13 protein-coding genes are annotated in these 16,106 nt (G+C 54.2%); 5 read left to right on the top strand and 8 right to left on the bottom strand.

Annotated features, from left to right (window positions below):
• Positions 1 to 20: 20 nt before the first annotated feature.
• The 5 genes from BT114_RS04205 to BT114_RS04185 all read right to left on the bottom strand — a co-directional run bounded on the left by BT114_RS04205 (position 21) and on the right by BT114_RS04185 (position 6,440).
• A complete protein-coding gene (locus tag BT114_RS04205) occupies positions 21 to 302 on the bottom strand; it encodes an ArsR/SmtB family transcription factor (protein WP_245770387.1) in 282 nt (93 codons plus the stop codon).
• 186 nt (positions 303 to 488) lie between these two features.
• On the bottom strand, positions 489 to 1,853 hold the full coding sequence (locus tag BT114_RS04200; protein WP_072325087.1) for a hypothetical protein: 1,365 nt from the start codon (positions 1,851 to 1,853) through the stop codon (positions 489 to 491).
• Between the two features lie 2 nt (positions 1,854 to 1,855).
• Positions 1,856 to 2,659 (bottom strand): outer membrane lipoprotein-sorting protein, encoded by an 804-nt coding sequence (locus tag BT114_RS04195; RefSeq protein WP_072325086.1) that lies wholly within the window; start codon positions 2,657 to 2,659, stop codon positions 1,856 to 1,858.
• 23 nt (positions 2,660 to 2,682) lie between these two features.
• Positions 2,683 to 5,268 (bottom strand): efflux RND transporter permease subunit, encoded by a 2,586-nt coding sequence (locus BT114_RS04190; protein WP_072325085.1) that lies wholly within the window; start codon positions 5,266 to 5,268, stop codon positions 2,683 to 2,685.
• A gap of 149 nt (positions 5,269 to 5,417) precedes the next feature.
• A complete protein-coding gene (locus BT114_RS04185) occupies positions 5,418 to 6,440 on the bottom strand; it encodes an AraC family transcriptional regulator (protein WP_072325084.1) in 1,023 nt (340 codons plus the stop codon).
• A 196-nt stretch (positions 6,441 to 6,636) separates the two neighbouring features.
• Between BT114_RS04185 and BT114_RS04180 the strand changes: the two genes are divergently transcribed.
• The 5 genes from BT114_RS04180 to BT114_RS04160 are packed head-to-tail and all read left to right on the top strand — an operon-like array spanning position 6,637 to position 13,502.
• On the top strand, positions 6,637 to 7,851 hold the full coding sequence (locus BT114_RS04180) for an ABC transporter substrate-binding protein (RefSeq protein WP_072325298.1): 1,215 nt from the start codon (positions 6,637 to 6,639) through the stop codon (positions 7,849 to 7,851).
• An 11-nt stretch (positions 7,852 to 7,862) separates the two neighbouring features.
• Positions 7,863 to 9,452 (top strand): fatty acyl-CoA synthetase, encoded by a 1,590-nt coding sequence (locus BT114_RS04175; RefSeq protein WP_072325083.1) that lies wholly within the window; start codon positions 7,863 to 7,865, stop codon positions 9,450 to 9,452.
• Entirely contained in the window at positions 9,449 to 10,591 is a 1,143-nt protein-coding gene (locus BT114_RS04170) for an acyl-CoA dehydrogenase family protein (protein ID WP_072325082.1), read from the top strand. Before BT114_RS04175 ends, BT114_RS04170 begins: the two co-directional genes overlap by 4 nt.
• Positions 10,592 to 10,619: 28 nt before the next feature.
• Entirely contained in the window at positions 10,620 to 11,807 is a 1,188-nt protein-coding gene (gene bktB, locus BT114_RS04165; protein ID WP_072325081.1) for a beta-ketothiolase BktB, read from the top strand.
• Between the two features lie 36 nt (positions 11,808 to 11,843).
• Positions 11,844 to 13,502, top strand: coding sequence for a fatty acid--CoA ligase (locus BT114_RS04160; protein ID WP_072325080.1), 1,659 nt, complete (start codon positions 11,844 to 11,846; stop codon positions 13,500 to 13,502).
• Here BT114_RS04160 and BT114_RS04155 read toward each other — a convergent pair.
• From BT114_RS04155 to lptF, 3 genes are read right to left on the bottom strand one after another with little or no spacing between them, the layout of a single operon-like run.
• Complete coding sequence (locus tag BT114_RS04155) at positions 13,499 to 13,942, bottom strand: RDD family protein (protein WP_072325079.1); 444 nt, start codon at positions 13,940 to 13,942, stop codon at positions 13,499 to 13,501. The two genes, BT114_RS04160 and BT114_RS04155, sit on opposite strands and share 4 nt — an antisense overlap.
• Positions 13,943 to 13,982: 40 nt before the next feature.
• Positions 13,983 to 15,050 (bottom strand): LPS export ABC transporter permease LptG, encoded by a 1,068-nt coding sequence (lptG, locus tag BT114_RS04150; RefSeq protein WP_072325078.1) that lies wholly within the window; start codon positions 15,048 to 15,050, stop codon positions 13,983 to 13,985.
• Positions 15,047 to 16,105, bottom strand: coding sequence for an LPS export ABC transporter permease LptF (gene lptF, locus BT114_RS04145; RefSeq protein ID WP_072325297.1), 1,059 nt, complete (start codon positions 16,103 to 16,105; stop codon positions 15,047 to 15,049). Before lptF ends, lptG begins: the two co-directional genes overlap by 4 nt.
• Position 16,106 lies beyond the last annotated feature (1 nt).

Here is a 16,106-nt window from a genome sequence, read left to right as displayed (position 1 = left end):
AATTTCTCCGGTGTCAGACGTCACTTGTTGCAATAGATGCGGTACAGGCTTTGAATCAACTCACGAGCCTCTTCATTGGCCAGCCGATAAAAGATCAACTGCCCTTCACGCCGCCCCTCAATCAACCCCTGACGGCGCAATACGCCCAACTGCTGGGACAAGCTCGGCTGGTGAATACCCAGTCGCTGCTCCAGCTCACCCACATTCAGTTCCTCCTGGCTCAACTGGCAGAGTAGCACCAGACGAGCAGGATGGGCACAAGCCTGCAGCAACTCGGTTGCTGCCCGGGCCTGACATTGCATGGTTTCAATATCCATCAGTCACAAACTCAGAAAATAGACAATAATCTAATTTATATTATACTAATATAGTAAGTGCAAGTCTTTTTTCAACATTGCTGATAACCGCCACCCCACAACGCACAAGGGCCAACCTGACTCAGGCTGACCCTTGCTCAATCGGTCTCAATGCAACATCCAACCAGGAGATCAGAAACGATACCTGGCCCTCAGGTAAACATTTGAATCCTTTTCAAACTGCCCAAAGAAACTGTAGTCCTCCTTGCCACCAAAAAGGTTGCCTCCGGCACTGACCGTCAATTCATCGGAAACCCGGTAACGCACACTCGGACGCAGGTAAAAGTCATCATCACTGGGCGATACAAAAGCAAACAGCGACCACATCAGATCACCGCGCATCTGGGTGTAGGTCAGACGCGTGGTCAGCAGCTGGCGGTATTCTTCACCGGCCATTTCTTTCATACCCATATCCTGAAAGGCTTTTTCCAGCTCATCATGATCCAGCGTCCATTCCAGATAGTACTGAACACCCACATTCAGGTTGGTGACCAGTTCCCAGTCATATCCCATCAGAATGCGCACTTCTGAGTTGGGTGTCAGCGCCGCGTTGAAGCCAGCGTTGTCGTAGTCCCGTGAGTCGTAATAACCCACTTCGGCATTGAACAGCCCCGGCCCCATACCTCGCCTCAGGCTGGCACCATACACATGCAATACCGGGTGCTCCAGCTTGCCACCTGCAAGGGTCTTGCGTGCATCATTGGGTTGAGGCCAGAAGCCCCGGTAACCATACAAGGCATACTCAACACCGGACTGGCGTGTGGCCAGACGTAAAGCCACCTCACCATCACCGGGGAAGCTGCCGGGTTCCCGGGCATTATCCGAAATGGGTTCGGCTGTTAAGCCGAACTCATTGCCTCCTGTCTGCCCCCAATAAGACAAACGATCCCCGTCCGGGTAGTTGTCTCGATTGAAAACCGGTGTCCAGACCAGATCCAGGGTGACCTCATCACCATAACGAGTGATGCGCAATGCATCCGATGGGCCCTTCAGATAGTCTTCATCCCGACCGATCAGAAAGGACTGCCAGTCCTTGGGGAAGAGATCGTTGATGAATAACAGGTCACCGGTTCCCCAGGTCAGCACCTGGCGACCGGCACGCACATCCGTGCGGTCACCCAGTTCAAAACTGACCAGCGCTTCGCGCAGCTCTGCACGCAGTTCTTCATCAACACCATCAGCAACACCATCAACCTTGAGGCTGTAACCCAGTGCCTGCCAGTCTCCGTCAATATCCAGACGCAAACGGGTTTCACCCAGGTTGTAGTTTTTGCCGATACGATCATCAACCGCCTTGTTGTCATACAGGTGCATGCCACCGGCGGCCTCAATGAAACCACCGACCCGGAATGGAAAGCGAGACTCAGACTCATCCTCCCAGTCACCCCCCCAGTCATCTCCGGAACCAGCCCAGTCATCTGCCGACAAGGGAGAAGCGGCCAGGCCAAGAGCCATCACAGCCGCACCCAGCAACCCCTTGAGTTGTTCAGCACCCATGCTTACCTCCGATCCAGCCACTCGGCGGGGGGATTACGCAAACTGCGCTCGGTGAACACCGCATCAGGAATACCCAGGTCATAACTGACACCTCGGAACTGAACAACCGTATTGCCACCGGATTGCAGATCCTGAACTCGCATCATCATCGGTGTTGGATAACCATCAACCACCTCGATATTGGCGTTTTCCATGATGCGGTAAACCTCGCCGACAGCATTGGTGTATTCGATGCGAACCGGCAGGAAGGTTTCCTTGTCAATCCAGGTCTGGAAGCTGGCAAACTCCACCGACCCCGGTGCCTTTGGAGTGGATTTCAGCACATAATGCTGATCGGTTTCCTCCAGCAACTCATGGCGATCTTCGTTCAGATTCCGGCCGGATATATCCTCGTAGAAGATATGTGCGCCAACAAAACTGGTACGCTTGTCACCGGGTGCAATACGACGAACCAGATCCAGATCAGGCAGATATAACCAGCGATCATCGTCTGCGGCAGGGTTTTTATGAACCAGGAATACGGTGCCACGAAACTCTGATGGACGACTGAACACCACCAGATACTTCTGTTCATCACTGCCTTCAACATTCTTACGCAATACACTGAACTGGCGAGTCTGCGTACGACCACGGTTATCTTCAATCCGCATCCGCGCCTCGGAACGACCATCCCTGCCAGCGTAGTAAGAAGCCTGATTGGCACGTTCGATGATTTCACTGACCGGTGGTGCAGCCAATACCAGGCTGCCACTCATCAGCAGGGCAAAGCCTCCGACCAGACCACTGGTGATTTTTAACAAATTCATGGTTTCTCCTCCTTACGGGGTTATCAGACGCTTTTGACTGCTTTACCCAGTACTGCACGCGGCGCCAGGGCAATGAAAGCAGGCAACACAAACAGACTGACCAGCGCAGAAGTTGCCATGATGCTGGCCAGGAACACACCAACCGTGATGTAGGGCACCAGAGGCGCTGCCAGCAAGGGCAGGAAACCTATGGCAATGACCACCGCATTACGCACAATGGCGCGGGCAGGCTCATCAAAAACCTGATCCATGGCAGCCTTCCAGTCACCTCCGACATCATCAAGCGCCATACGCAAACGCTGAATAAAGTGAATCGCAAAATCGACCGACAGTCCCAGAGACAGAGACGAAAGCACAGCGACCGGCATGTCGTAATCCTTGCCAATCAGACCCATCACCCCGTAAATGGCTGCAATGGTGATGGTCAGCGGCAGCATCGCCAGCACACCCAGCAGCAGGCTGCGGAACAGCGCAATCATCATGATCAGCACCACAATGAATGCTGAACCCAGCGCCCAGAGCATGCCTTCCACCATTTCACCCTGCCAGACCAGGTTGATGTAAGTTCCACCTCCCCATTCCAGTTCAACACCTGCCGGCGGCGGGTTGTCGGCAACAAAACGATCAACCGCATCAACCACCCGGCTCATCACCTGGTTGTCACCACTGGGCAGTTGCAACCAGATGCTGGCCTGAGTGAAATCACGGGTCACAAAGTTCCACAGATCATCCGGACGCTGCGAAGACTGGAAGCTGAGAATCGTTTGTGCCACACCATTGGCACGATCCGGTAACACATAGTCCTGCATGTCACCACTCACCAGTTCACGATTAATGGTCTTCACCAGGTCAGCCAACGAATTGGCCTTGCCGATTACACCGGTTTTTTCCAGGTGGTTTTTCAACTCATCCATCCAGGCCAGATGACCGGGATTCTGAAAGGCACGCGTTGCCGTGCGACCTGCTTCAACCTGATCCAGAATCTCCATCCAGTAATCCTGTGCTTCCGGCTCAGCATCAAACAGATGGTCATCAATCAGCATTGCCAGCGTTTCCAGACGATCACCGGGAGAAGCTGCACCCGCTGAATCCTCCCACATGCCTGACCAGGCTGAACGCAGATCCAATCCTTCTCGAGCTGCCTCATCCAGCGTCAGCTGAATGGAGCGGCGCAGCTCATCAACCTGTTGCTCAATGCCCGTCTGGCGCAAATTGATGTAAGCCTCATAGGTACCGGCAAAGCGCTCATTCAGAACCTTGTCGGCAATCCGAATGCGATGATCTTCCTTGAACCAGAGCGTTGGATTGTCGTTGATCTGGATCTGTTGAATGCCATACACCGACACCACCAGTACGGCCACCACCAGACCAATCACCATACCGGGCTTGCGTGCAGGGAAACGCCCCATACGACCCAGTAAACCACCGTCCTTATTGGCCTGCTGATCAGCCAGTTCTTTCCGGCGGAACTTCTCAGCCATCCGGTCCAGGGTTTCACGCTTCAAGGACACGGTATAGGCGGGAATAAAACCCAGAGTCAGCAACAGCGCCACCACCACACCAAAGGAAATGAAACCACCGAACACCTGCACAGGAGGAATGGGCGTGGTCAATAGCGAAAGGAAACCCACGGCTGTAGTCAACGCAGTGAACAACACCGGCTTGAACAGCTTGTCCATGACATCACCCATCACCTCTCTGGGGTCATCACCGGGACGATAACGGTCCGCAAAGTTCGACAGCACATGCACCGAGGCAACCACGGCAATCGGCATCAGAAAGATGGGAATCATCGAACTCATGATGTGCACGGTGTAACCCATGCCAATCAACAGGCCCATGGTGGAAATCACCGTAGCCATCGCCAGCAGCATCGGTGCAATCACCAGTGGCAGGCTGCGGAAGAAATACAGCATCGCCAGGAAGATCACGAGACCTGCCAGCGGTGCGGAAATGGCCATCTGCTGGAACATTTCCACACCAAAGGTATCCTGAGCCACCGGCTGGCCGGTAATGTGAAACTCGTCAGCCACACCCAGGCCTTCAACCACGGACCGGATTTCCATGGCAATGCGGTGACTGATGTCCTTGCTTTCAAGCGGAACAAACAAGGCAGCAGCCTGGCCATCCTCGGACACCAGCGTACCCTGATACATGGGCAGACGCTCAACAGCCGCACGGATGCGATCTGCCTCTTCCTGTGTCTCGGGGGGTGATGGAATCAGCCAGTCATAAGCGATGGTGCCAACACCGGCCTGCTCAACATTGTCCACAGCCGCCATGGACATCAGATCACGGGCAATCACCCCATCCATCTGTTCGATGGCGCGGGTCAAGGCGTAATGAGCCGCCAGAGACTCCGGATTAAAAACGCCCTGCGCGTGCTGAGTGTTGACCTGACCCACCACAATCATGTCATGCAGGCCAAAACGGTCCCTGATTTCATTATGCTTGACGCGATCCGGCTGCTCGGCAGAAAGCATGTTCTCCGGATCAGTATCGATCATGATTTTCGGAATCATCATCCCCAGCGCCAGAACCATAAGTATCACGGCCGTAAAAACGGCTCGAGATCGATCCATGCACCAGAAGGCCAGCGTCTTGCCCATTTGTAACCCCTTCTCAGCTCAATACAGAACGGTGTGCTGCAGACCATGCAGACTGACCACCATTAAATGAAAACAATCTAATTTATAATATACTAATACAATAGCTCAAGTCTTTCCAGCAAACAGAAGCACAGCGAGGGATGAATGGATCAGTCAAGCCTTCCGTACAACAATCCACGCCGGTAGCTGCCCGGCGTACTGCCGGTCCACTGGCGAAAGGCTCGACTGAAAGAGGGCAGGTCTTCAAAACCCAGTTGTTCCGCCAAACGTGTCAGCGGCAAATCACTGCAGGTCAACTGTTGCACCGCCAGATCACGGCGAACTTCATCCTTGACCGACTGGAAGCGGGTGCCTTCTGCTGCCAGACGGCGCGACAGGGTTCGCACCGACATGTGCAAGGCTTCAGCCACCTGAGCAACACTGGCACCCACCTGCTCAGCATCACTCAGATAGTCGCGTACCCGGTGTGCCACCAGGCGATCACCAAAAGAGACATAAATCCAATCCGCCGGTGCGCGCTGTAAAAAAGACCCCAGCTCCCTGCGGGTCTGACGGATGGGTTTGCGCAACAAGGCGCGATCAAAGCTCAGTGCAGTGAAAGGCTGATCAAACTGAACCTGGCCCGGATAAAAATAAAGGTACTCAGAACTGTGCCCCGGCTGTTCATAGGCGCAACTGATCCCTTGCGGCGGAATCTTTTCAGCAATCAACCAGGAGGCAATGCCATGCACCAGCTTCAACATCAGCTCGTGCACCAGTACACGATGACCACAAGGCTTCCGATGTTCGATCAACTGCAGGGTTGCATGCTTTTCCTCCACCACCAGCCGATAAGCCAGATCATCCAGCAACACCCGGAAAAACTGGCAATAACGGTGCAACGCCACCTGTAGATTGGGTGCATCCAGCAAACCCAGACAAAGAAACTTCAGCGTTCCACCTCGCAAGGGGCGCGAAAAAAAACCGGGGGTTTCATCATCACAATCATTCACCAGCAGTCGATAAAGTCGCGCAAACTGCTCCACCGTCACCCGGCCACCCGGCGCATCCAGCAGAAAAAAGGGAATGCCTGCCTGCAACAGCAAACGTCTGCGCCGGGCATCGCTTAACACCACCCCCTGCAACAGGTTGTGGACAAAGTGGATGGGGACAGTGGCTGAGTAACGCTCCATTGATCACTTCCAGAAAAGCAGAACAGATTGGCATGAAATGCAAATTTTATGTCTCAAAACGCCAAACACTGACTTTGATTTCCACCTAGTATGGACCAGGCCATACAAGATAAAAACAACTATCGGCGGTATAACCCCGAAAAAACCGGAATTCCTACCGGAAAAACAAAAACAACAGCAGAAAATGGAGTTTGCAATGAACCTCAAGAAAAACATCGTATTGGCAGCATTGGCAAGTATTTTCGTAGCCAGTGCACCTGCATCAGCCAACTACAGCAATAATGAAATCCGCATCGGTTATCTGGCTGACATGACAGGTGCTTATCGTGATCCTATCGGTCCAAGGGGGATGGACGCCATCCAGATGGCCATTGATGACATGGGCGGTGAAATCAATGGCGCAAGAATTGTCACCTTCAGTGCTGATGATCGTAACAGCCCGGATGTGGGTTCCAGCGTGGTTCGGAGCTGGATTGATGAGCGCAATGTCGACATGGTTACAGGACTGGTCGCTTCATCAGTAACCCTCGCTGCCATTCGCTTACTGGAAGAAAACGACAAACTGGGACTGGTCAACGGAGCCGTGTCTTCTGCCATCACCAATCAGCATTGCGGACCTAATCACTTCCACTGGGTTTACGACACCTGGGCGATGTCCAACGGTACAGCCCGCGCCATTACCCAGGAAGGTAACAAAGACTGGTTTTTGCTAAGTGCTGACTATTCTTTCGGTCATGCACTCGAAGCTGATGTTGAACGAGTCGTCAAGGAAAGTGGCGGGCGAGTGCTTGGCAAGGTACGCCATCCCTTCCCAACCACTGATTTTGCATCTTTCATGCTGCAGGCTCAGGCATCAGGTGCCAAGGTCATCAGCCTCAACAATGCAGGTCATGACACCATCAATGCCATCCAGACCGCCAGTGAGTTCGGTATCACTCAATCCGGCCAGATCCTGGCAGGCATGGTGCTGTTCAGCAGCGATATCCGCAGCCTGGGACTGGAAACTGCTCAGGGCTTGCAGTTCACCAAAGCCTGGTACTACGACATCAATCCGGAAGCTCGTGCCTGGGCCGAACGCTTCAAGGAACGAACCGGCCAGATGCCGACCATGGTGCATGCCGGCCTTTATTCAAGCACCTTGCACTACCTGCAAGCGGTCAAAGCCGCTGGCACGGATGACACCCAGGCCGTTCGTCAACAGATGATGAAAACCCCTGTGAACGACATCTTTGCTCAGAATGCCTACATTCGTGAGGATGGCCGCATGGTTCATGACATGTACCTGGTGCGTGTGAAATCTCCGGCTGAGTCCAGAAACGCTGATGACCTGTTTGAAATTGTCCGCACCATTCCAGCAGAAGAGGCTTTCCGTCCCCTGTCAGAAAGTGTCTGCAAAATGGTTAACAACTGAGGAGCCAGGCCATGACATCCATTGCTTCTCTTGATCTTCAGCCTCAAGCCCATACCATCAGCAGTGCCCTGAATCGCAGCCTGCGCAAGAATGCACAACGCACGGCAATAAGATTTCTTGACCGTACCTGGACTTATCAACAACTGATCACCGCAGCCGACCGGGTTGCCAACCACCTGTTGCAGCAAGGGCTACAGCAGGGTGACCGACTGGTGGCCTATGGCAAAAACTCTGATGCCTATGTCATCACCTGGCTGGCCTGCCTGCGTGCAGGGTTGGTGCATGTGCCCACCAATTTTGCCCTGAGCGCGGAAGAGTTGCGTTATGTGCTGCGACAGTCCGGCGCCAGGGCACTGGTCAGCGACATCAGCCTTTCGGCAGCAGTTCAACAGGCCTGCGAAGGCCTTTCACTGGCCGTCAGCACTTATTTTCATACGGATTCACAGCAAAGCAGCCTGCTGCAGCTGGCACTGGCCGAAACACCGGCCAGCGCTCCACCGGTCAGCATCAAGGACGATGACCTGGCTCAGCTTTTGTATACCTCGGGTACCACAGCAGCGCCCAAGGCCGCGATGATGACGCACAAGGCGTTGATGGCAGAATATTTTGCCTGCATGGTGGAGCTGGATATCGAACCCGGCGAGCCGGTGCTGGCGGCCCTGCCCCTTTACCATTCGGCTCAGATGCACGTATTTCTGATGCCTGTGCTTTTACGTGGCGCAACAATACGCCTGATGGAAAGCCCTCTGCCTGATCTGTGCCTGCACTGGATCGAACAGGAAAACATTGCTTCCTTTTTTGCCCCGCCCACCTTCTGGATTGCCCTGCTGCGCCATCCGGATTTTGACCAACGCGATCTGCAAAGCCTGAAAAAAGCCTATTACGGTGCTTCCATCATGCCGGTGCCAGTGTTGCAGGAACTCCAGCAAAGACTGCCCGGTGTCGGGCTCTACAACTGTTATGGTCAAAGTGAAATAGCCCCGTTGGCAACGGTATTACGGCCGGAGGAACATGCCGAACGCCCGGCTTCGGCAGGACGCCCGATCCTCACCGTGGAAACCCGCATTGTGGATCTGGAGATGAACGATTTACCGCCGGGGCAACAAGGAGAAATTGTTCATCGTTCCCCGCAGTTACTCACCGGTTACTGGGACAAACCAGAGATGACAGCAGAAGCCTTTCAGGGTGGCTGGTTCCATTCCGGTGATGTGGGTTACATGGATGAAGCAGGTTATCTCTACATCGTTGATCGCATCAAAGACGTCATTAACACTGGTGGCGTCGTTGTAGCCAGCAGGGAAGTTGAAGAAGCCTTGTTCACCCACCCGGCCGTCTCAGAAGTAGCCGTCATAGGTTTACCTGATGACAAGTGGATTGAAGCCATCACTGCAGTGGTTGTTTTAAAGGAAGGTTCGGAAACAACCGAACAGGCGTTGATTCAACATGCTCGTCAGCATCTGGCACCTTTTAAGCTGCCGAAAAAAATTCTTTTCAGTACCACGCTTCCTAAAAGCACCGCAGGAAAAATTCTTAAACGCAATCTGCGCAAAGAACTCTCTGAAGAAACATCCGAGGAACTCTCTAAGGAAACACAGGAATGACCGCAACAGACGAAAACACCCAGCTTTTTCATGACATGATCTGCCGCTTTCTGGAACAGGAGGCTGATCCACATTATGACAACTGGGAAGCAGCACACCAGGTACCCCGTGATTTCTGGCTGAAGCTGGGTGAAGCCGGCATGCTGGCCATTGATCTGTCCGAAGACTACGGCGGCACAGGCGCTGATTTTGGTATCACCCAGCTGGTGATTGAAGAGATTTCCCGTCGCGGTTTTGGCGGCCTGGCCAGTGGCTACAACATTCACTCCAACATTGTGATTCCCTACCTGGAGCATCTGGCAACAGAAGCTCAGAAACACCAGTGGCTGCCACGCATGGCTACCGGAGAGGTCATGGGTGCCATTGCCATGACCGAACCCGGTGCCGGCAGTGATCTGGCCGCCATGAAAACCCGTGCCCAGAAGGTTGAAGGCGGCTGGCAGCTGGATGGCTCCAAAATCTTCATCACCAACGGCATGATGGCCGACCTGGTGATTGTCTGTGCCAAAACCGATCCGTCTGCCGGTGCCAAAGGCGTTTCGCTGTTTCTGGTGGATACCCACCTGCCCGGTTTTTCCCGCGGCAAGGCCATCAACAAAATCGGCCAGCACGCCAGCGATACTGCCGAACTGTTTTTTGATGCCATGATCCTGCCGGACGATGCCCTGCTGGGTCAGGAAGGCTCGGGGTTTGGCTACCTGATGCAGGAACTTCCCCGTGAGCGCCTGGGGGTTGGCTCCCAGGCACTGGGTGCGATGGAAGGTGCTTTGGCACTCACACTGGATTACGTCAAAGAGCGCAAAGCCTTTGGTCAGCGCATTGCCGATTTCCAGAACACCCGCTTCAAGCTGGCCGAAGTTCGCGCCCAGATCGATATGGCCCGCGCCTATTTTGACCGCTGTGTCAGCAAATACCGTCAGGGGCAGATGACTCCGACCGATGCCGCCATCCTGAAACTGCAACTGAGTGAAATGCAGTGCAAAACCATTGATGAATGCCTGCAATTATTCGGTGGTTATGGTTACACCCTGGAATACCCGATTTCACGTTTTTATGTGGATGCCCGCATTCAGACCATCTATGCCGGCACCTCCGAAATCATGAAAGAAGTGATCGCCCGTTCCCTGCTGGGCAAATAACCCGGTTCATCCACAACAGGATCAACAGATGAAATTCAATTCAGTGGTCATTATTGAAGGTGTACGCACTGCCATCGGTGGTTTTGGTGGCAGCCTGTCAGCACTCAACCCAGCTGAGCTGGGTACTGCAACAGCAAAAGAAGTGATTCAACGCAGCGGCGTGCAGGCATCCGACATTGATCATGCCGTGTATGGCCACATCATCACCACGGCCCCGCAGGATGCCTATTTATCCCGTCACATTGCCCTCAACAGCGGTTTGCCGCAAAGCTCCGCAGCGCTCAACGTCAACCGCCTGTGTGGTTCCGGCTTGCAGGCCATCATTTCTGCTGCTCAGCTGATTGAGGGAGGAGACTCCAGCCTGGCACTGGCCGGTGGCGCTGAATCCATGAGCCAGGGCGCTTACCTGCTGCCCAAAGCCCGTAATGGACTGCGTATGGGTGATGGTTCAGTGGTGGATCTGACACTGGGTGTACTCAGCGATCCCTTCGGCAGCGGTCACATGGGCATCACCGCAGAAAACATCGCCGCGAAATATGGCTACACTCGTGAGCAGGTGGATGCCTTTGCCCTGCAAAGCCACCAGAAGGCGGCGGCGGCCATTGCAGAAGGTCGGTTTACTGACCAGATTGTACCTGTCTCAGTGAAAAAAGGCCGTGAACAGGTGGAGTTCAGCGAGGATGAACATGTCCGCCAGAATGCCAGCGCCGAAGACTTTGCCCGTTTAAAACCCGCCTTCAAACAAGACGGCCTGGTGACCGCCGGTAATGCTTCCGGCATCAATGATGGTGCTGCCACCCTGCTGCTGGCTCATGCCGAAGAAGCCCGCAAACTGGGTCTGAAACCCCGCGCCCGCATTCTGGCCTGTGCCTTTGCCGGTGTAGATCCACAACTGATGGGCATGGGGCCCGTACCGGCTGTGCGTTGCTGCCTGGAGCAGGCTGGCTTGAAAGTCAGTGATCTGGATGTGATTGAATCCAATGAAGCCTTTGCCGCCCAGGCCATGGCCGTGGCACAGGAGTTGGACTTCCCGACAGACAAACTCAATCCCAACGGCGGTGCCGTAGGCATGGGGCATCCTGTGGGAGCCACAGGTGCCATCCTGACAGTGAAAACCCTGTATGAACTGGAGCGGATCAACGGCCGTTACGGCCTGATCACCCTCTGCATCGGTGGTGGCCAGGGCATTGCACTGATCATTGAGCGCTGCAACTGAAGCTGTTTTCCAACAATAATATCAAGGAGTTGAACCATGACAGCACTGACTCACCCGAAGGTATTGCCCGCAACACCTTCCGCCGTTAATCCTCCTTTACTGATTGGCGATATCCTGAAATCCGGTGTGCGGATGGCAGGTGATAATCCCATTGTTTACCGGGACCTCAGTCGCCACAGTTACAAGGAATTCCAGAAGCGTGTACACCAACTGGCACATCTGCTTACCAGCCAGGGCGTTCAGGCTGGCGACGTGGTGGCAGTGCTGGACTGGGATAGCCATCGTTATCTGGAATGTTTTTTTGCCATCCCGATGATTGGTGCCGTACTGCATACGGTTAACGTACGCCTGGCACCTGACCAGATTCTCTACACCATGGATCACGCTGAAGATGTTTTTGTGCTGAGCCATCAGGATTTTTTACCCTTGCTCGAACCACTGGCATCCAGATTACCTCGAATCAAAGGTTATCTCCTGTGCCAGGACACCCCAGAGCCAGTCAACACCCCGCTGGCACTGGCGGGTGAATATGAAGCCCTGTTAGCACAACAACCCACACATTACGACTTTCCCACCTTTGATGAAAATGCTGTTGCCACCTTGTTTTACACCACCGGAACCACAGGCAACCCCAAAGGCGTTTTTTTCACGCATCGGCAACTGGTGCTGCACACCCTCAGTGAGGCCAATGTATTCCAGACCCCCGGCTTTGACCTGCTGAACCGGGACAAGGTGTACATGCCCATCACCCCGATGTTCCATGTTCATGCCTGGGGTGTGCCCTACACAGCCACCCTGATGGGGGCCACTCAGGTGTATCCGGGGCGTTATGAACCGGAAATGCTGGTCAAATTACTGGTCACTGAGAAGGTGGATTTCTCGCACTGCGTTCCAACCCTCTTGAACATGGTCGTTTCTGCTGAAGCCATCCTGTCCGGCAAGGTGAAATTACATGGATGGAAAGTGCTGGTTGGTGGTAGTGCACTACCTCAAGGACTGGCCAGCAAAGCCTGGGAACTTGGTATCGATACCCGTAGCGCCTACGGCATGTCCGAAACCTGCCCACTGCTGACCGCTGACATCCTGCCCAGGGACATCAATGAAGCCGACTTTGCCACCCAGTTGCCCTGGCGCTGCAAGGCTGGTGTCGCCGTACCTTTTGTGGATCTTCAGGTGGTGGACGAATCCGGCCAGCCACTGCCACAGGACGGGGAAAGTGTTGGCGAAGTTCGAGTACGTGCCCCTTGGCTGACCCAGGCTTACTACAAGGAAGAAACTCGCAGCGAAGAACTCTGGCGTGATGGCTGGTTGCATACCGGTGATGTTGCCACCCTCGATGAACGCGGCTTTTTACAGATCCGTGACCGCATCAAGGATGTGATCAAAACAGGCGGCGAGTGGATTTCCTCTCTGGAACTGGAAAACCTGATCAGCCAGTATCCCGGCATCAGTGAAGTCGCAGTGGTGGGTATTGCCGACACCCAATGGGGAGAACGTCCAGCTGCACTCATCGTGGCTGCTGACCCATCAAGACCACCAGAAGCTCCTGCCATACAACAGCATTTGCAGCAGTTTGTGGATCAGGGCAAGATCAACAAATGGGCCATACCGGAGAAGATTCTGCTGGTTGATGAGATTCCAAAAACCAGCGTCGGCAAACTCAATAAAAAAGTGATCCGCCAGGAACTGGCTTAATCACCTTTTCTGGGTACCACCACCACCTGGGTTCCGGACAGGAGGTCCGGCCAGGTGCGCTGCTCACGGTCAAATTTCAGCCACAGATAACCCAGCCCCAGGCAACTCCAGGACAATAGCCCACCAATCAGGCGCAGAAAGGTCTGCGTGGTGCTGATCGGGCCACCCTGCAATGTCTGCACGCGAATACGCCAGGCCAGCATACCCAGTGTCTGACCACTGCGACGCCAGAAAAAACCATAAAACAGGAAAGGGACGGTCCACACCAGCAACTGGAACAGCGGATGTTCGTTGGCTTCGCCACCGGTCAGTGCCACACCGATAAAGCCAGCCAGAATAAACAATGCCGCCAGCAAGAACAGGTCGTACACCATGGCTGCCAGACGCCGGAATAATCCAGCCACATAGATATCGTTAAGATGTGAAAAAGCGCGAGTCATGTTTCCTCGTTAAACCACAAAGATGATAAAGATGGATGAATCAGCCAGTGCGACGTATCTGCCACAAACCCCAGACCGTACAGAAAGCAGCAGGCAAAAGCACCGCCAGTGCCGGAGTGAACCCCCACAACAGCGCACTGGGGCCCAGTAAATCCTGAGCAAACTTCACTGAAAGACCAATGATTATACCGTGAAACACCCGTGTACCTGCAGGCACTGAACGCAGCGGGCCAAAAGTGAAAGAAGCACCCAGCAACACCACCGCAAACACCGTGATCGGCAACAGCACCTTCTGCCAGAAAGCCAGCCAGTAAAACCCGGCGGGCTGGCCTATCTGCTCCAGATAGCGCGCATAACGCCACAAACGACTGGGCGGTATGTCCGAAGGGGACAAAACCTGCAGCGCCACAAACTCCGGTGAAACCGGCAGATGACGCAACACTTCAGTTTCCTGTGCCTGCAACAATCGTTCAGACTCCAGGTGAATGCTGCGCACTTCCTGCAGCAGCCACTGGTCATCCTGATAATCGGCACGGGTAGCAGTCACCAGTTGTTTCAGAGACCAGTCATCACTCAACTCAAACAGCGTCAGGCCACGCAATTGCCCGTCATCACGAGCCAGATTGATGCGATAAAACCACTGCCCCTCTTTCAACCAGAGATCTCGCGCAGTATTCACACCGGATTGCTGCTGGCCGGAACGTTTTTCCCAGCGCCAGGTTTCAGCGGTCTGCGCCCAGCCCTGCATGAAAAATTCACTCACCAGCATTGCCAGCACCAGCAGCACGGCCACCGGGCGTGATGCCTGCAGTATCAGTCGGGGAATGGACACACCCGCAGCACGCATCACGGTCAGCTCACTGGTTGAAGCCAGGCTGCCCAATCCAATCAACACACCAACCAGAATCGCAATCGGCAGAAACATGTAAAAACGTTCAGGCAGGCGCAGTAACATGTAGATCAAGGCATCCAGTGCGCCATAATCACCCGTCAGTGATGTCAGCTCATCCAGAAAGGAAAACACCAGATCCAGCGCCACAATCACCAGCAGTACACTGATAGTGGCCCAAAGCACCGAAGAAGCAATGTAGCGTCCCAACAACCTCATCGGATAAACACTCCCTTGCGCCAGCAGATCAGCAGGCCCAGCAACAAAAACAGCAGGTGCATTGACCAGAGCCCCGGCCACAGCGGCAGCTTACCCTGATTAACCAGATCCTGGAGTGACATCAATCCGCCCAGAAACAGCAGTTGCAACAGCAGCACCGGCAGAATGGTCATGAAGCGCCCCTGCCGTGGATTCACGCGCGTCAGGGGCAAGGCAATGAACACCATAACCACCAGCATCAATGGCAAACCAAGACGCCACTGCAGCTCTACCAATGCCGGTCGACTGGAATACACCAGCAATTCAGCCACCGACATATTGGAGACCTGTTCTCGCACCGAGGGTGGCAGATAAACACCCAGCCGGATGGCATAACGCTCAAATGACAGGTCTGTCATGGACAGGGTTTCACCTGGCAACTCATAACGATGCCCTTGTTCCAGCAGCAAAAAACGACTGCGGGTCAATTCATCCAACTGCTGCTGGCCGGTTTGCGCCAGAGCCAGATTGTTTTCACCTCGCCCGGTCTGAGCAATGAACACCCCCTGCAACTCAGCCTTGTCTTCACTGATTCGATCCACATAAACCGTCTGGCGATTCAGTTGTACAAACTGCCCCGGGGTGATGGATTCAAAACCGGTGCGATCCCGCTGCTCCTGCATCACCAGTGTACTGGCCTGCTGCGCCAGCGGTGTGACATAAAGACTGGCCAGTCCTGTGATGCTCGCCACCAGCAAGGCCAGAACCAGCACCATCTTTAATAACTGGCGCTGCCCGACACCACTGGACTGAATCACCGACATCTCACTTTCCATGTACAAGCGACCAAAAGTCAGCATCAGCGCCAGCACAAAACTGATCGGCAGAATCAACTGGGCCGCATAAGGGAGATAAAGAAAGGTCAGTTGCCCCAGTACATCCAGGGAAACACGGCCCGAGGCAACTCGCCCCAGCAGACGTGCAAAGCGGCTGCCAACAATCACCAGCAGCAGCACACTGCTCACAGCCAGTGTTGTGATCAATACTTCCCGTGCGATGTAGCGGTAGAGAATCAAG

The organism is Marinospirillum alkaliphilum DSM 21637, from assembly GCF_900119735.1.
In the GTDB taxonomy this organism is placed as follows: Bacteria; Pseudomonadota; Gammaproteobacteria; order Pseudomonadales; family Halomonadaceae; genus Marinospirillum; species Marinospirillum alkaliphilum.
The sequence above is the reverse complement of the archived record's forward strand: the minus strand, read 5'-3'. Positions and strand labels throughout refer to the sequence as shown.

Bases quoted from the DNA above. Each gene is read 5' to 3' on its own strand.
- lptG (WP_072325078.1), bottom strand. From the start codon at position 15,050: ATGAGGTTGTTGGGACGCTACATTGCTTCTTCGGTGCTTTGGGCCACT.
- bktB (WP_072325081.1), top strand. From the start codon at position 10,620: ATGAAATTCAATTCAGTGGTCATTATTGAAGGTGTACGCACTGCCATC.
- BT114_RS04175 (WP_072325083.1), top strand. From the start codon at position 7,863: ATGACATCCATTGCTTCTCTTGATCTTCAGCCTCAAGCCCATACCATC.
- BT114_RS04195 (WP_072325086.1), bottom strand. From the start codon at position 2,659: ATGAATTTGTTAAAAATCACCAGTGGTCTGGTCGGAGGCTTTGCCCTG.
- BT114_RS04180 (WP_072325298.1), top strand. From the start codon at position 6,637: ATGAACCTCAAGAAAAACATCGTATTGGCAGCATTGGCAAGTATTTTC.
- BT114_RS04170 (WP_072325082.1), top strand. From the start codon at position 9,449: ATGACCGCAACAGACGAAAACACCCAGCTTTTTCATGACATGATCTGC.
- BT114_RS04185 (WP_072325084.1), bottom strand. From the start codon at position 6,440: ATGGAGCGTTACTCAGCCACTGTCCCCATCCACTTTGTCCACAACCTG.
- BT114_RS04160 (WP_072325080.1), top strand. From the start codon at position 11,844: ATGACAGCACTGACTCACCCGAAGGTATTGCCCGCAACACCTTCCGCC.
- BT114_RS04190 (WP_072325085.1), bottom strand. From the start codon at position 5,268: ATGGGCAAGACGCTGGCCTTCTGGTGCATGGATCGATCTCGAGCCGTT.
- BT114_RS04205 (WP_245770387.1), bottom strand. From the start codon at position 302: ATGCAATGTCAGGCCCGGGCAGCAACCGAGTTGCTGCAGGCTTGTGCC.
- BT114_RS04155 (WP_072325079.1), bottom strand. From the start codon at position 13,942: ATGACTCGCGCTTTTTCACATCTTAACGATATCTATGTGGCTGGATTA.
- BT114_RS04200 (WP_072325087.1), bottom strand. From the start codon at position 1,853: ATGGGTGCTGAACAACTCAAGGGGTTGCTGGGTGCGGCTGTGATGGCT.